The sequence below is a fragment of the Heyndrickxia sp. FSL K6-6286 genome (assembly GCF_038630395.1).
Classification (GTDB): domain Bacteria; phylum Bacillota; class Bacilli; order Bacillales; family Bacillaceae_C; genus Heyndrickxia; species Heyndrickxia oleronia.
In genome coordinates, this window is sequence record NZ_CP152029.1 from 1094293 (window position 1) to 1111868 (window position 17576).

A 17576-nucleotide genomic window follows, 5' to 3' on the forward strand; every position below is an offset into this window, starting at 1 on the left:
GAGCTCCTGAAAATCTGTGAAAAAAAACTCATAAATTTTGTATTTTAAAAAAGGGATGTAACATCTATTTGTTACATCCCTTTTGTGTTATAGTAATGAATGATATCGAAACTTGACGAAGCAAGGAGAATTATCATGAATCATAAGCAGGTAACCATCCTGGGTGTACCTTTTATCCATACGAATCAAAATGATTTTGTTCAATTATTAAAGCAAAGAATTGAATCTGAACAGAAGACATTTGTTGTAACAGCAAATCCTGAGATTGTCATGAAGGCAAATGAAGATTCAAATTATATGGACACAATTAAGCAAGCAACTTATATTGTTGCTGATGGCATTGGTGTTGTTAAAGCAGCAAAGATTTTAAACCAGCCTTTACCAGAGCGGGTTACAGGCTATGATACGGTGATGGATCTTTTAAGCTTAGCAAATGAGCATAGTTACCGAATTTACTTACTTGGTGCTAAACAAGAAGTACTTGAAAAAGCAGTCAATAAAATTAATACTAATTATCCGAATGCAATTATTGTCGGATCCCATAATGGTTATTTTGATTGGAATCATAATCAAATAGCTGAAGAAGTAGAGACTCTGCAACCTGATATCGTTTTAGTTGCTTTAGGGCTCCCACGCCAAGAGCAATGGATTGCACAACATATAGCTAATTTTAATAAAGGTATTTTTATCGGTGTAGGTGGAGTATTTGATGCATTAGCAGGGGAAGTAAAGCGGGCTCCCGAGATTTGGCAAAAATTAAATCTTGAATGGTTTTATCGCTTAGTAAAGCAACCTTCGAGATGGAAGAGGATGCTTGTTCTTCCGCATTTTGTTATGAAAATTTATGGACAAAAGGTTAAGGGGAGAAAATGAATCAGTCTTTTATCAAAAGTACATTAATTTTATCCATTGCCACTTTAGTTTCAAAAATTTTAGGGAGCATCTTTCGAATTCCGTTACAGAATATTGCTGGAGATCAAGTGTTAGGAATTTTTTCATTAGTTTATCCGGTGTATATGGTTGCATTGACCCTTTCTGTTGCAGGTATTCCTATTGCCATTTCACAGCTTATTACAAAAGCTAGAGTAAATCATAACCAAACTGATATTAGAAATATCTTTGTAACTGCAGGTATATTGGCGTTTCTATTCGGGGTAATTAGCTTTTCATTTATCTCAATATTTTCACGACCAATTGCACATGTATTAGGTGGACAGGATACTCGCATATCCTTATTAATTGTTGCGTCAACACTGTTAATCGCACCATATATGGCTGTGTACCGAGGGTTCTACCAAGGCTTCGAGGATATGAGACCAACAGCTATATCACAAGTATTGGAACAATTAGTCCGTGTTGGATTTATTCTAGTTATTGCATATATATTTGTACAACAGCATTATACAAATCAGGTGATCGCAGGTGGAATCATGATTGGATCACCAATAGGTGCTCTACTTTCACTTATTTACTTGCGCTCAAAATTTGCCCGAGACTCAATAAAACCAACATCTGAAGTAAAATACACATACGATGACTTTAAAAAGATAGGAAAACAAATTCTTAAAATATCCATCCCGATCTGTATTGGAGCTATTACAATGGCATTACTGAATTTTGTTGATTCTATCACCATTCCATTCAGTTTACGATCATTTGGCGATTCAGAGAAGGAAATTACCTATCTATATGGTATATATGGCCGTGGATTGTCATTAGTCCAAATTGCGACTGTGTTCTCTTCATCAATTGTCTTACCATTAATTCCTTTAATTACTAGTAAGCTTTTAAATAATGAAAGAGTACAAGCAAGTAATATTATTGGTAGAGCCCATTGGTTAACCAATATAGTTTCATGGCCTGCAGCCTTTGGATTATTGGCTTTAACGCTTCCACTTAACCTTGCCCTTTTTAAAAATACTGAGGGAAGTATGGTCCTCGCGATTATTAACTTTAGTTCAGTATTTACTTCATTAACAGTGCTTGGAACAGGAATTTTACAGGGGATGAATAAGGCCAAGCAAGCCGCTATTATAATAATAATTGGCGTTTTGGCAAAAGTAATAACAAATATTGTATTTGTTAAATACTTCGGATTAACTGGAGCGGGTATATCAACCTTGCTTATTTACATTGTTATATTCTTTATCAATACTCAATTAATTATGAAAAATGTCTCTTTTTCATTATGGAATAGAAAGACATTCATAAGTATTTTTGCCTCCATTGTTATGGGAGCAGTGGTTGGGGTTCCAACCTTATATCTTCAAATTACTGATTGGGGAAGAATGTCCGCTCTTCTATATTTAGGCGGATCAATTGTTATCGGTGGACTTATTTACGCTATTTTATTGATTTTGCTAAAAGCGATTGATCGTGAGGAATTAAGCTCATTTCCAATAATCGGTAAGTTTTTCAAAAAAGCAATGAATCAATAAATTGGAACAAACTATAAATATTTCTAGAAAAATGTGGATATTTACTATGACAATTTATGATATAATTTTTACCTAAAGCGGATAAAAGGTGGAAAAAGTATGACATCAGTTTTATACTGGTGTCTCTTTTAAGCTTAGCCACATATTGCTTTTGCAGAAGGCTTTGTTAAATGAATAAGCGCAAAATAAAAATAGCGCAAAGCTTTTACATGTGAAAAGTAACATTAACACAGTCTTACAAATAGAGAGGAAGTGAATGGGTTGAAGAAATGGTTATGGATCGTTCTTATTATCTTTCTTCTATTAAATGTTCCAGCGATTTACTCACGTTTTACAACAGAATGGGATAATAATACATACGAAATGATTGTCCCTATTGATGAAATTAAGGAACTAGTTGATAATGATCCAACATTAAAAGAAGATCATGTTTATGATGAATTAAGGAAAGCGGGACTTGAATCCGTAAGTGTTGAACCAGAAACGTTAAAGAGTTTAGAAGAAAATGGCCAATTGTCAATTATTAGTAAAGAAGCAATGGCAGAAAAAATGCTATTTGATCATATAGATGTGAATGGAAATCGTGAATTTAAAAAGAATGGGATCTTTGTTTATGTTGATCCTGATTCAACATATCTTTCTAGTATTCAAAAGGTTTTTGAAGATATCAAAGAGGTTCAAGTGGATGATCGAACATTTTATTTTATCCCAGGGGATAGTAAAAAGCTTGATGATATCCCATTAGGGTTTAATGAGGATGTTATCCAAAAGTTAAAGTCACATGATTTTAAAGTGGTCCCACGTATCTCTAATGAAATAGATGAAAATAATAAATTTGTAATAGACCAAGTTACTTCAATGAAAGATGATAAGTCAAAGAGCTTTTTATTTTTAGGAGACGAAGTATTAGGGTTCCCGAATGGAAAAGCTATTGCAAATTGGTCTACTAAATTTAAAGAAAATGGATACTCAGTTTTGGGTATTGAATTTGCTGATCAAAAGGGATTTGCGAGTGTAGCACATACTTTTGATTATAATGTTATTCGACTTCATAGCATTAACTTAGATGATCAGTCGAACGTGGCAAGTGTTGATCGTGTTGTACGTGCGGTTAAGGAACGAAATATACGTGCCATTTACATGCATCTAAAAACGGGGGAACCGAAGGATGTATTGAAGGAAACAACGTCATTTTTAACAGATGTACATGAAAAAATGCCTGGGAAATTTCATGCGGGGATTGCAGAGCCATTTAAACACATTAATACACCATTCTGGTCTAAGGCTGTAGCCTTCATAGCAGGTGTTTTATTTGCAACATTGGCTGCCTTTGTTGTATTCAATAAACGCTGGGCATTTGTCATTGGTGGTCTTGGTTTAATTGGTGCAATTGGAGCATTGTTTACTAATAGTCATCTATTAGCCCAAGTATTTGCTTTAGTTATTGCCGTTATTACTCCGATTTTTGCTATTGTACCGAAGAAGGAAATTCGTTCATTTAAAGATATTATTCTTTCCTATTTGCGTGCAGCGATTATCAGTTTAATCGGAATATTTATTGTCGTTTCGATTTTAAATGGCAATGAATATTTAGTCAAAATCCAGGTGTTTAGAGGGGTTAAACTACTATATATTTTACCTATCCTATTTATGGTTGTTTACGCGCTGTGGGGAAATATCAAAAAATTACTCGTAATGAATATTCGTTATTGGCATGTGGCTGTTATAATTGTCTTAGCAGGTGTCGCATATTATTACTTGAGTCGAACTGGAAATGAAGGTTCAGTTAGTTCTATTGAGCTGAAGATTAGACAATTAATTGAGGAAACTTTATATGTTCGACCTAGAACGAAAGAATTTTTAATTGGTTTTCCAATCTATCTATTAGGTCTGCATATCATGAGATTTAATAAAAAAGTCGGTTTATTTTTCCTTATTCCTGGTGTAATTGGGTTTTTATCATTAGTTAATACCTTTACACATTTGCACATACCATTGTATGTCTCCTTTTTAAGAAGTGCTTATAGTTTAGTATTAGGATTTATAGTAGGGGTTATTTTCATAGGTGTATTCTCATTTATTTATAAATATATTAGGACGGTTTTTAAATTGAGGTGGAAGTAATGCAAGTGGTTATTTCAGGCTATTACGGGTTTAATAATGTAGGGGATGAAGCCATTTTATTTTCTATCATCCAAGCGCTTAGGCTTCAAGACCCATCGATAAAAATAACTGTGTTATCTAATAACCCTGATTCTACAGCGAAGTTATACGATGTTGAGGCTGTCAACAGATGGAAATTAAAAGAAATAATCAATGCATTAAAGTCAGCCGATGGTCTTATTAGTGGAGGTGGAAGCCTACTTCAAGATGAAACAGGCTTCAGAAGTGTACCTTACTATTCCGGGATTATGAAAATTGCACAATGGCTTCACAAACCTGTTTTTGTCTATTCACAAGGTATGGGACCATTTAATAAATCATATAGTAAATGGATAGTAAAAAGCGCGTTAAATAAAGCAAAACAAATTACAGTTCGAGACGAGGAGTCTAAAGAATTATTACGTTCCATTGGTATTAGTAAGGAAATTTCGATCGTTCCAGATCCGGTCATGGGTCTTTCAATTGGCCAAGTAAAAAACACTTGGCTCCAAGAACGATCATTTCCAGAATCATTAATTTGTGTAAGTGTCCGTGATTGGCCAACAGAAAATCACTATAAGGAAAAAATTGCTTTAGCATTGGATCGTTGTGTTGAAAATGGAGTGGGTGTATTATTTATACCGATGCATGGAAAACATGATGATCTTGCTTCACAAGAAGTAGCAGGATTAATGAAACAAGAAAGTAGTATTTATCCTTATGATGCCTCAATTGAGGAAAAAATTGATATGATTGGTAAATCAGATTTACTATTCGGTATGCGACTCCATTCTTTAATATTTGCAGCAATTACCTATACACCTTTTATAGCTCTTTCCTATGACCCTAAAATTGATGCATTTGCTTCAAGGGTGAAACAACCAGTACTAGGTCATGTAAAAGATACAGGATGGGATGATGAGACAGTATTTACCGAAATGGAACGAATGTTAGAACAGCGAAATAATGAACGAAAGAAATTGATTGAAATTGTTGAACCATTAAAGGAAGAGGCAATTCATGTTGCGAAGTCTGCAATTGATGTCTTTCATTCGAAATAAAGCTCCATATTTGGAGCTTTTTTTACATTTATTTTAATTTTTATAATGTCTACTATTCTATTCAAATATTTTATGATATAATCCGTATGATTGGATAAGAGTAGAATTATAGACTAGAAGAAATCATTAAACTTGTAAACAAATTGGTGTATTGAAAATAAATTATTTATGTAGGATTATCCCAGTTTTTTTGAGTGGATAAATGGGTACGCTAATTTCAAGGAGGATTTAAATGCTCTACTTAACGATATTTATATGCTTTATAAGTTCGGTTTTACTAACTCCTTTAGTAAAGAAACTCGCTATAAAAATTGGCGCGACAGATAAACCAAATTATCGAAAAGTTCATCAAAAAATTATGCCACGATTAGGTGGATTAGCGATATTTATTAGTTTTATTATTGGAATGTTGATTTTAAGTCCAGAACAGAAATACACCTTACCGATCATTATCGGAAGCTTAATTATTGTAATTACTGGCGTTCTTGATGATATGAAGGAGCTTTCAGCGAAAGTAAAACTTCTTGGTCAAATTATTGCAGCCCTAGTAGTTGTCCTTTGGGGAGGTCTTCATATTGATATTATCAACCTGCCTTTCGGTGGAGCACTATCGCTTGGAATATTCAGTATACCGTTTACGATCATTTGGATCATCGCAATTACCAATGCGATTAACCTTATTGATGGATTAGATGGATTAGCAGCAGGTGTATCATCTATCGCACTTATTTCAATTTGTGGAATGGCAATCTTACAAGGGAATCTTGGTATTGCTATTATGGCGGCTATTGTTTTAGCAAGTACGCTCGGGTTTCTATTGTATAATTTTCATCCTGCTAAGATCTTTATGGGTGATACGGGAGCATTATTTTTAGGTTTTATTATTTCTGTATTATCATTATTAGGCTTCAAGAGTCTGACATTTATCTCTTTGATCATTCCAGTTATTATATTAGGTGTTCCGATTTCGGATACATTCTTTGCGATTATTCGCCGGATTGTGAATAAACAGCCGATTGGCGCTCCTGATAAATCACATCTGCATCATTGCTTATTAAGAATCGGTTTTTCTCACCGTCAAGTTGTACTTATTATTTATGCATTAGCTGCCATGTTTGGTTTAGCTGCATTTATTTTCACAATGGCAACAATGTGGGGATCATTTATCTTCATTGCAGTTATGCTTATTGCGATTGAACTTTTTGTAGAAAGTATCGGCTTAATCGGCAAGGATTATAAACCGTTAATAAAGTTCATAAGAAATCGATCGTAATTATTTAAAACCTCTACATATTGTAGAGGTTTTTTTGTCATTACTTAGGATAAACTCATGTGAATCATTATTAGGGAACGTTCTAAAAAGGAAAAGGATAATCCTAAAAGGGGATGGACCTTTTAGATTATCCTTTTATTCATTCATGATACTTTTCTTTAGGTAAAATTCTATATTTTGAATTTATGAATTAATGTATTAAGATCTTCTGCTAGTCCTGCTAGCTTGCCGGCATGTGTTGAAACTTCTTCTAGTGTACTGCTTGATTGTTCCGCCGCAGCTGATGTTTGTTCGATTCCTGCAGCTGCCTCCTCAGAAACGGAGGCGATATTGGATATCGCTATGTTAAGTTTTTCATTATTTTGAGCAATATCATTAATATCATTTGATATATCTTGCATTTTTTTGCCTACATATTGGATTGAATGATTAATTTTATTGAAAGTTTCGCCAGTTTGATTGATTTGTTTTGCCCCTTGTTCCGCCTGTTGATAGCTTTGTATTAATGACTCTGTCACGTTTTCTGTTTCAGATTGAATATTTGTCACAATAGCAGTGATATTTGAAATTGAGACATTTACTTGTTCAGCTAAATTTTTAACCTCATTCGCAACGACAGCAAACCCTTTACCATGTTCACCTGCGCGGGCAGCTTCAATTGAAGCGTTTAAAGCTAATAAATTAGTTTGGTCTGATATTTCTTTAATCACTAAAATTAATTCCGAAATGCTTTGTGTATGTTCCTTTAATACAGTAACTTTATTCACTGATTCTTTGACCGTGTCATTTATTAACTGAATTTTTTCCACAGAAGAGTTCATTGCCTGATTTCCTTCCTCTGTGAGCGAAAGTACTTTCTGAGAAGTCTCTGATACATACATTCCATTTTCTTTGGCTAAATTTATTTTTTTCGATAGAGTATGCATAGATTCGGAAAGTTCAGAAGCAGAACCGGCTTGTACTTCTGCACCTGCAGATAATTCCTGCATGGTTGAAACAATTTGTTTACTACCTTCTACAACTTCATTAGAAGCTTGAGTTAATTCTTCACTTTGCTGTGAAACAGTTTTTGATGCAGTTGAAATTTCTGAGACAAACTGCCGCAGTTGTTCATTCATTTCATTAACGCTCTTGGTTAATTGGGCCACTTCATCCTTTGCTTTTGTTTTAATGTCAGGACTAGTTAAATCACCTGCAGTAATTAGCTTCATTCGTTTTGCCACTTTTAGTATCGGTTTTGTAATAGAGCTTGAAATGACTAAAGATATTATGATAGACAGAATAATGATGATAATTAATACGATCATACTTAAATTTAAAGAGCTCTTTCCTGAATCAATGGCAATATTCCCATTTTTCAGAATGTCATTTTCCTGATTGGTAGATAACTGCAGAAATCCCGATATGATTAAATTTCCTTCAGGGGTAATTTTATTTTTAAAACTCTCTAATGCTTTTTCCTTGTCTCCAGAATCATATACTTTGAACACTTCATCTTCAATGGATTTCTGCCAACTAACGCTTCTATTGATTAGTTCTTTTTCTTCCTTTGAGTTGGTCAACTTAAGAATTTCATTTTGAAAATCTTTACTAAGTTCAGTATACTGATCGAACTCCACTTTATAATTTACATCGTCAAATAAAATATATCCTCTAGCAGCTGAAATTCTTTGGGAGATATTATATTTTAGATTATTATTAGCGGTTAGAAGTGGAAGTTGTTTAGAAATAATCTTATTGGTTTTTTTATTATTTTCCATAATAGAAATATAGTTGAACATACCTAAAATTACACAAAGGGCCACAATAATACTAAAACCACCAATAATTTTTCCCTTTAAGCTACGCATATGTACTCCTCCTAGATGCATATTAATTTAAAAAATTAAAAATATACCAAAATAATAGTACCATAGACATGTCAAACATCATAGGAAAAAGGTTGTGGTTGAGTAAAAAAATGGGTTAAAGGGATCTTGCGTATCATCTACCTTCATTAGTAGTTGATATAGGAATTTTTAGGTTAGTTTTTTCTATATAATATGTGAATAAAGCTTTTTTGCAATAAGGAACGAAAATGAGTGATACACTTTTTGGAACGATCTATTTGTTCTATTAGGATGCGCATTTGACAGTTCAGGTCCATTTCTAGTTCATTATCAAAAATAATAACTGGGCGCCCCATTTTCATTGCATATACATCAATATGTTCCGGGAAAATCCATTGGCAGTGATATTCTTGGGGAGAAGTGGTTGGAAATGCATAAATCGATTCAATTGGACAAATAACTAACGGAGTTTTTTTATAAAAGGATAATGTCTTTTTAACAATGTTTATTCGCCAGTGATAATTAGAATCTCTAATATCGCAGGCATTTATAAGTAACTCGAGGGGAGAATTGGTACTTAAAATGATTCCACTTTCATCATAAACCTTAGTAAGGAATCCCCCTTTATCTATAGGTTCAAGTGCCATAGTGGAGCTAGAGATAGTATAATCAACTTCTTTAATCACCTATAAATCCCTCCTTGGTAAAATTAATAGTTCTATTATACTAGTAATTTCCATGAAAATCCATATATTTATTAGAATTTTCACACTCTTGTATATGGGTTTATGATTGATAAAATAATTTATTATTTAAAAAAATTATTTATCTGCTATTGAAAAATAGAAAATAATCAGTTAAACTGTTTACACTAATAAAAAAGGAGTGAACCAAAGGGCGATGAATAACTAATCCTATTTTTTGAAAACATTCGTTAATATTACGATGCATTTTTTGATAATGGGATTAGTCTATGCTTTTAACTAAAAAAGAATTGTACAGTTTATCAGATCGTTTGATCTGTACAAATGTCCTTTTATGGTTCTAGACGGCCTCTTATCGCAAAAAATGCAGATAAGGGGTTTTTTACTGTGCTCTATTAGTACAAATCCTAATGGCGTATGAGTTTGTTTATGAAAGGAGTCTTTATGAATTTCAAATAGTCAATACTGTTTTCGTATATGAAGTTGCTTGATGGTCTTGGACCATTAACTATGAGATAAGATTTTTATAAATGGCAACAATAACTTGATAAAAGAGCCATTATCAAAAAGGGAAAAATGAAATAAGAAAAGGAGAATCCTATGGGACAATTATTAAAAAATAGATTTGTTCGTGCGATATTTGTATCAGCGTTATTTTTACAGGTTGGAATTTGGGTTAGAAACTTTGCAGTTCTTTTATTCGTTATGGAGAAAACTAATGGGAATGCATTAGCTGTTTCAATGATCTCAGTTGCAGAATTTGCACCGATTTTTATTTTCTCATTTATTGGAGGAACATTTGCAGATCGTTGGAAGCCGAAAAAAACTATGATTTGGTGTGATTTTTTAAGTGCTGTGTCCATCTTTGCAGTGATTCTTGCACTAGTATTTGGTACTTGGAAGGCAGTATTCTTTGCTACACTCATCTCAGCCATCCTTTCACAATTTTCACAACCATCAGGGATGAAACTCTTTAAGATGCATCTGCAAGAGGAATTGATTCAATCAGCTATGTCCATCTATCAAACCATTTTTGCTATTTTTATGATCTTAGGTCCAGTTCTAGGAACCTTTGTCTTCCAACAGTTTGGGATTGATATTTCAATAATGATTACGGGTATTGCTTTTCTACTATCTGCTGCTGCCCTAACACTAATACCAGCAGACCATTCTATGGAGAAGGGAGAAAAAACAACTACTCTTTGGGAAGAAATGAAGAGTGGAATTCGGTATGTACTAGCTAAGAGAGAATTAAAGCTGTTAGGCATTTGTTTTATGGCAGCTGGCTTAGGAATTGGTTTAATTCAACCACTGAATATTTTTCTTGTTACTGAGCGATTAAGCTTGCCAAAAGAAAATCTTCAATGGCTTCTCATGGTAAACGGTGTCGGGATGATATTAGGTGGGGTCTTTTCAATGATATTTTCAAAAACAACGCCTCCTCAAAGACTATTGATGATGGGGATGTTAGCTAATGCGATTGGTATGAGCATTATTGGGGCATCCACTCTACTTTGGGTAACATTAATTGTAGAATTTATGTGTGGCTTCTTCATGCCGAGTATACAGATTGGGATTAATACGATGATTTTACAAAATACAGATTCCGACTATATCGGAAGGGTAAATGGTACACTGAGCCCATTATTCACGGGATCAATGGTAGTAACAATGAGTATGGCTGGATACCTTAAGGATCAATGGACAATCGTTACAATGTTCGAACTTTCAGCTGCACTATTTATTATCGGAGTGCTGTTTATCTTGCCACTTTACAACAAAGCAGTACCGAAAAAAATGGAAATATCTAAGGATAGTGTATAAGAGTTTGTCATTTCTATTATTTTAAAAGACATGGAAATAATATAGCTTCTGAATAAATAATAAGAGTTTCTCTTTGGCCGCATATAGGTTATTGAGAAACTCTTTTTTTATAGCGCTCATTTTTAAAATATTATATCTTTTTTTAATTTTAGGAATAAGGTATTGTTTTTATAAGGTTTTCTTAAGGAGGAAAAAGACATAAGTGTTTATAAATAGGCTTAGCACCCAGAAAAAATTATTTATTATGTTTTTAATTGTTGCACTGGTTCCTTTACTAACACTAGGAATTATTTCATATTTACAGTCCTCTAAAGTTGTTAATGGAAAATTAGCAAATTATAACCACTTTGCAGGGGAGAAAATTAAAACTCAATTAGATCAAATTTTAGTTGATATGTATTATGGATCATCTGCTATTCAACAATACTTAGCGGATAGTACAGCAGTAAATTTGAGACATCAGGAACCAAAAACGTACTCAGATTTTAAGGAGATGAATAATTTAGAGAGACTGTTGCAGGCACATAAAAAATCGAATATTCGTGGGATATACGTAATCACTTCATCAGGGTATTTTTATGGGGGCTATGATTTTAAATTCGATTTATTTAAGAAACAGGAAATATGGAAGCGTAGTGTTTGGAGTGGAAATCCTAGTATTGGGATCTATCAGCCTACACATTACAAGGATAATAATCCAAAACATGTATTGGGATTAATTGTGCCATTAAAATTCTCATATGGAGTATTAAACAATGGATATCTTTTAATAGAAACCGATGTGGATGATTTATTTGAATTAATGAAGGTACTTGAAAAAGATCTCCATTCAAGAATTGAAATTAAAAATGAATTGGGACAATCACTTTACCACTCTACTTCTAAAGAAGCAGCTAGGAAAGATGATATTATTTGGAAAGAACAGACAAACATTAATAATTGGAATGTTGAAATTCGGGTTCCAAGAGATAAATTTTATCAATCGTCACGAGTGATTTTTAAAATTGTTTTAATAGGAATTGGGATCTCATTTCTACTGGCGTCAATGCTATCCTTTATTTTTTCCAATCAGTTTACAAAGAAAATCTTAAATTTAAAGTTTGCAATTGATGAAGTAAGTAAAGGACTTTTCGATACAAAACTCTCTATTCATACAAAAGATGAGATAGGTAAACTTAGTTTTCACTTTAATCGAATGGTTGATAAGATAAAACAATTAATGGAAGAGATTAAACAAAAAGAATTGATGAAACGTGAAGCTGAAATGAAGGCGATCCATTATCAAATTAATCCTCATCTTCTATTTAATACGTTAAACACCATTCAGTGGAAGGCACGCTTAGATGGAAATAAGGAAATTGGACAAATGCTATTACATTTGTCAAAAGTTCTTGAAGGTAATTTAAATTTTTCTATTGAACTTATTTCAATAAAGGAAGAGTTGGAGGCAATTGAGCATTTTTTAGTTATTCAGAGACTTAGATATGGCGATCATTTTAATTTTCACTTAGTAATGGATGAGAAACTTAGTAATGGGTTAATTCCGAGAATGACATTGCAACCTATGCTTGAAAATATATTTTTCCATGCTTTTGAGGATGGAGAAGGAATCATTGAACTAGAGATTCTTGAGAGTGGTGAATATTTCCGGTTGTCTTTAAAGGACAATGGGAAAGGAATGTCACAGGATAAGTTGAATACTTTATTTACACGGCCAGAGGATAATGTACGTGGTGGTATTGGTTTATATAATGTAAAACAAAAATTCCAAATCTACTTTGGAAAGGATTTCTTAATTAGAGCGGATTCAGTGCTCAATCAAGGAACATTTATTACTATATCTTGGCCAAAAAGGTGGAGAGATACTCGTGGATAAGTCACTTATTAAAGTATTAATTGTAGACGATGATACAATCGTACGACGAGGTTTAAGGGCAACGATTAATTGGAGCCACTACGGGATGAAGGTAATTTCAGAAGCTCCAAATGGAAAACGTGGATGGGAGGAGTTTTTAAAATATCATCCAGATATTGTTATAACGGATATTGTGATGCCTGAAGAAAATGGTCTTGATTTTGCACGAAGAATTAAGGCATACTCACCACGTACGAAAATCCTTTTATTGAGTTGTCATAAAGATTTTGAATATGCACAGGAAGGATTAAAACTTGGGGCATCAGGCTATATATTAAAAACAGTATTCGAGGATTCGGAATTAGACCATTTTCTTACTTCCTTTCAACAGGAATTATCCCAATCTAATAAAGAAGTCATAGCATCAGATATACAAGAATCCTTTAATTTTTGGATTAGGGAGGATCAAAGTGACTTTGACCATCAATTGGAGATGTTCTTCAAGAATGATTGGAGTTGGATGAATCAACCTTTCTATGTCTATCTAATATATAAGTCCACTGCTTCATTATTGAAGTCTATCCCAAGGATGGTGAATGCTGTATCCTTATCAGTTAATGATAGTTATACTTTCATTTTTATAGAACAAGCTTTCCACCAAACTTTTTTAGGTAATCTCATTGAATTGAAAGCGAGACAAAAAGATCTGGATTGGATATATGAGGGTCCATTATCTGGGATGCAGGAGTGGATGAAAGTGGTAAGAGCTTTTCACCATGCACAAAAAGAAGGATTATTATTTGAATGCCCAAATGTTATTATAATGGCGATTGATTATATTGTTAGAAACTTATCAAATCCTATGAGCGTTTCAGATATTGCTAAAGAAGTGAAAATGAGTAGGAGTCATTTAAGTACATCGTTTAAGAGAGCAACAGGTGAAAGTATTCACTCATATATAGAGAAAAAACGTCTTCAATGGGCAAAGCAGCTTTTAAATGAATCGAAATTAACCATCCAAGAAATTGGTGAACTTATTGGAATTATGGATGCTAAATATTTTAGTAAGTGGTTCAAACGGTGTACAGGTTTTCCTCCTTCCAATTATCGTATCCAACAAAAAGACGATATAGGGCAAACAAATTGGCAAGCTAAATGAAAAAACAATTAAAAAGTACAATGAGTATCAAACAAATAGAAGTGTTTAACCGCTTTCATTCAATATAAAATGAAAGCGGTTATATTTTTAATAGTTAAAAAATTAGAAAAGAGGGGTCCTATGAAGAAAAGGAGAATATGGTTCTCGTTGTTAGTAGCAGTGTTTGTTCTTGTTATGTCTGCTTGTAGTTCAAACAATTCTTCTGGAGATGGGAAAAAGGATGGGAAAACAATTTTACGTTTTGCTACTTGGGATACTGGTGATACGTTAAAAATTCAGCAGGATATAGCCAAGGAATTTGAAAAAGAAAATAAAGATGTAAAGGTGCAAGTAGAGGCATATGGAGATGGTTTTGATCAAAAGATTGCTGCCTCATTTGGAGCAAAAAATCCTCCTGATGTGATGTATATGTGGGATTTTACAACTTATCATCAGTCACTTGAACCTTTAGACTCATACGTGGAGAAGGACCCAGATATTAAAATGGATGATTTTTATGAGGGATTATTTAACTATTCGAAGGTAGATAAGAAGCTATATGGAATGCCTGCAGGTTTTTCTACTATGGTTGTTTATTATAATAAGAAACTTTTTGACCAATATAATATTCCGTATCCACAAGAGGGCTGGACATGGGACGAGTTTTTAGAAAGTGCAAAAAAATTAACAGATAAGAGTAAGAAGCAGTACGGATTTTCAGTTACCTCAGAACCGGATACTTATGATTTACAAAGCTTAGTATGGAGTAATGGCGGTAGTTTCATTAGTGATGATGGAAAGCAAATTGACGGGGTGATGAATAGCCCTGAAACAATTGAGGCAATCCAATTGTATGGTGACATGGTAAAAGACGGTATTGCAGTATTAACTGGAGGGAAAAATCAGCAAAGTGCAAGTGATATTTTCAAATCAGGCAAACTTGGAATGCTTATTAGTGGAATTTGGCCAATTCAAGGCTATAAAGATGCAAAAGTTGATTTCGGTACTGTGATGATGCCTTCCTTTGGGTCAAAACCAGTTAAAGGATTAATCTCATCCTCTTCTATATCCATTGCGAAGGATTCAAAGCAAAAAGAACTGGCTTGGAAATTTGTGAAATTTTACTCCTCTGAAAAAGCGATAAAAATGAGAACAGCAGATCTACCTGTAAGAAAAAGTGTAGTAGAAGAGACAAAAGTAATGGAAGATGCGCTATACAAGCCATTTTATATAATGCTTGAAAACGCTACTAATACACCTGCATTTTTATTAAATAAAAATTGGAATGAAGTGAATCGTAATTTATCGGCTGCCATAAATGCTGTTATGCTCGGTCAAAATGGAAAGCCATTATTTGATAAGGCGGTAAAAGATTCAGAAAAATACTTATCTAAGTAAATTAAACGATGAGGGAGCAAATCTATTAATAAGTCCAAAATTAGTAGAAAGCTCCTTTCAGGATTAGTAGGAGAGGGTAATTATGAGAGTCGATTTGAGTGTCACTACCGGACAAACAACGATTCAGACGAAGAAGAAAAAACAATGGAGAAAAATTACTCCTTATTTATTTGTTTCACCTTGGATTATTGGATTTTTAATTTTTACATTAGGCCCATTGCTTTTTTCATTTGTAATTAGCTTTTTTGATTGGCCGATTGTCGGTGAGAAGAAATTTGTTGGACTATCCAATTACATGACAATGTTTACCGATGATCCACTGTTTTGGCACTCTTTATGGGTTACTGTGAAGTTTGCTCTCTTCTTTGTTCCATTAAATATTATATTAGCACTGTTGTTAGCCATTTTATTAAATCAAAGGGTAAAAGGAAGCTCTCTATTCCGAACATTTTTCTATGTTCCTTCTGTAATATCTGGTGTCGCTTTAGCGATGATTTGGGGATCCGTTTATGATGGGGAATATGGCATTCTTAATTATTTATTATCTTTAATTGGGATTGATGGACCTAACTGGTTGAATGATACAACTTGGGCATTGGTGGCAATGGTTGTCGCAAGTTTATGGGGACAGGGGACCATGATGCTGATTTTTCTAGCAGGCTTAAAAAATATACCCCAAGAATTATATGAAGCAGCAGAAATTGATGGTGCAGGAAAGATTTATCAATTCTTTAAAATTACATTGCCACTACTGTCACCAACTATTCTGTTTAATTTAATTATGACGATTATAGGTGCATTTCAGCAACTAACTTTAGCACTTGTCTTAACAGGTGGAGGTCCACTTCAATCAACCTATTTTTATGCGATGTATGTTTATGAGAATGCATTTAAATATTTTAAAATGGGCTATTCATCAGCCAATGCATGGATTATGTTCATCATTGTTCTTTCATTAACCTTAGTTGTTTTTAAATCCTCTAGTATGTGGGTGTATTACGAAAATGAAGTAAAAAACGATAAATAGAACTTAAAAAGGGGGTGCCTAGATGAAAGCACAAAGAAGAGTGCAAAAGGGATTCGTCTATGGAATGCTTATTCTATTATCCATCCTATTCCTTGCACCATTTTTTTGGATGATTTCGACAGCGCTTAAATCACCAGAGGAGCTATATCAATTTCCACCAAAGCTTTTACCATCAACCTGGCATTTTGGAAACTTTTTGAAGGCATGGAACAGTCAACCGTTTAATCACTTTTTAGTGAACAGTTTAATTGTTACCGCTATGACAACAATAGGACAAATCGTTTCATCTACTTTAGTTGCCTATGGGTTTGCACGTTTCAAATTTAAAGGTAGAGATGTTTTATTTATTATTCTTTTAGCTACGATGATGATTCCATGGGATGTTACGATGATTCCACAATATATGGAGTTTAATTTATTCGGGTGGATTAACACGTTAAAAGCACTAATTGTTCCATCCTGGTTTGGTTCAGCCTTTTACATTTTCTTGCTCCGACAGTTTATTATGTCTATTCCAAAAGAACTTGATGAAGCGGCAAGAATGGATGGAGCAAATTCTTTCCAAATATATTATAAAATTTATTTGCCGCTAGTTTGGCCAGTCATTGTATTGATTGCTGTATTTAATATTTTAGGGAGCTGGAATGATTATTTAGGCCCATTAATTTTCTTAAATGATCAGAGTAAATATACACTAACCTTGGGGTTAGCTCAGTTTAAAGGTGTTCACGATGTTGATACAAACGGAATCATGGCTGTCACGTTCTTAATTAGTATCGTACCACTCATCCTATTCTTCTTGGCACAGAAGAAAATTGTTGAAGGTGTACAGTCAACAGGACTGAAATAATGATAAAAAATGGATGGATTTTCAGTTCATCCATTTT

13 protein-coding genes are annotated in these 17576 nt (G+C 33.6%); 11 read left to right on the forward strand and 2 right to left on the reverse strand.

Going from position 1 to position 17576, the window contains the following annotated elements; translation table 11 throughout:
* The first annotated feature begins 135 nt into the window (after window positions 1–135).
* From MHI39_RS05515 to MHI39_RS05535, 5 genes are all read left to right on the forward strand, one after another.
* Complete coding sequence (locus tag MHI39_RS05515; RefSeq protein ID WP_058003517.1) at window positions 136–873, forward strand: WecB/TagA/CpsF family glycosyltransferase; 738 nt, start codon at window positions 136–138, stop codon at window positions 871–873.
* Window positions 870–2438, forward strand: coding sequence for a polysaccharide biosynthesis protein (locus tag MHI39_RS05520; protein ID WP_058003518.1), 1569 nt, complete (start codon window positions 870–872; stop codon window positions 2436–2438). Before MHI39_RS05515 ends, MHI39_RS05520 begins: the two co-directional genes overlap by 4 nt.
* A gap of 261 nt (window positions 2439–2699) precedes the next feature.
* Window positions 2700–4562, forward strand: a complete 1863-nt coding sequence (locus tag MHI39_RS05525; protein WP_342540849.1) for a DUF5693 family protein — start codon at window positions 2700–2702, stop codon at window positions 4560–4562.
* Window positions 4562–5641, forward strand: coding sequence for a polysaccharide pyruvyl transferase CsaB (csaB, locus tag MHI39_RS05530; RefSeq protein WP_058003520.1), 1080 nt, complete (start codon window positions 4562–4564; stop codon window positions 5639–5641). The genes MHI39_RS05525 and csaB overlap by 1 nt, the downstream gene beginning before the upstream one ends.
* A 232-nt stretch (window positions 5642–5873) precedes the next feature.
* Complete coding sequence (locus MHI39_RS05535) at window positions 5874–6914, forward strand: MraY family glycosyltransferase (protein WP_259549171.1); 1041 nt, start codon at window positions 5874–5876, stop codon at window positions 6912–6914.
* Between the two features lie 170 nt (window positions 6915–7084).
* On the opposite strand, the gene MHI39_RS05540 is transcribed toward MHI39_RS05535, so the two are convergent.
* Both MHI39_RS05540 and MHI39_RS05545 read right to left on the reverse strand, forming a co-directional pair.
* Complete coding sequence (locus MHI39_RS05540; protein ID WP_058003522.1) at window positions 7085–8764, reverse strand: methyl-accepting chemotaxis protein; 1680 nt, start codon at window positions 8762–8764, stop codon at window positions 7085–7087.
* Between the two features lie 173 nt (window positions 8765–8937).
* The gene (locus MHI39_RS05545; protein ID WP_342540850.1) at window positions 8938–9429 is read right to left on the reverse strand and encodes a competence protein ComK; all 492 of its coding nucleotides are present in this window, start codon (window positions 9427–9429) and stop codon (window positions 8938–8940) included.
* Between the two features lie 618 nt (window positions 9430–10047).
* Between MHI39_RS05545 and MHI39_RS05550 the strand changes: the two genes are divergently transcribed.
* The 6 genes from MHI39_RS05550 to MHI39_RS05575 all read left to right on the forward strand — a co-directional run bounded on the left by MHI39_RS05550 (window position 10048) and on the right by MHI39_RS05575 (window position 17539).
* Window positions 10048–11271 carry an MFS transporter gene (locus tag MHI39_RS05550; protein WP_071975097.1) on the forward strand — a complete coding sequence of 408 codons (1224 nt, stop codon included), beginning with the start codon at window positions 10048–10050 and terminating at the stop codon, window positions 11269–11271.
* Between the two features lie 202 nt (window positions 11272–11473).
* Complete coding sequence (locus MHI39_RS05555; protein WP_342540853.1) at window positions 11474–13147, forward strand: histidine kinase; 1674 nt, start codon at window positions 11474–11476, stop codon at window positions 13145–13147.
* Window positions 13140–14285: a response regulator gene (locus MHI39_RS05560; protein WP_342540854.1), complete on the forward strand. Its 1146-nt coding sequence runs from the start codon at window positions 13140–13142 to the stop codon at window positions 14283–14285. The genes MHI39_RS05555 and MHI39_RS05560 overlap by 8 nt, the downstream gene beginning before the upstream one ends.
* Before the next feature lie 120 nt (window positions 14286–14405).
* On the forward strand, window positions 14406–15662 hold the full coding sequence (locus MHI39_RS05565; protein ID WP_342540855.1) for a sugar ABC transporter substrate-binding protein: 1257 nt from the start codon (window positions 14406–14408) through the stop codon (window positions 15660–15662).
* Window positions 15663–15744: 82 nt separating this feature from the next.
* Window positions 15745–16689, forward strand: a complete 945-nt coding sequence (locus tag MHI39_RS05570; RefSeq protein WP_071975094.1) for a sugar ABC transporter permease — start codon at window positions 15745–15747, stop codon at window positions 16687–16689.
* A gap of 22 nt (window positions 16690–16711) precedes the next feature.
* Complete coding sequence (locus tag MHI39_RS05575; protein WP_342540857.1) at window positions 16712–17539, forward strand: carbohydrate ABC transporter permease; 828 nt, start codon at window positions 16712–16714, stop codon at window positions 17537–17539.
* Window positions 17540–17576 lie beyond the last annotated feature (37 nt).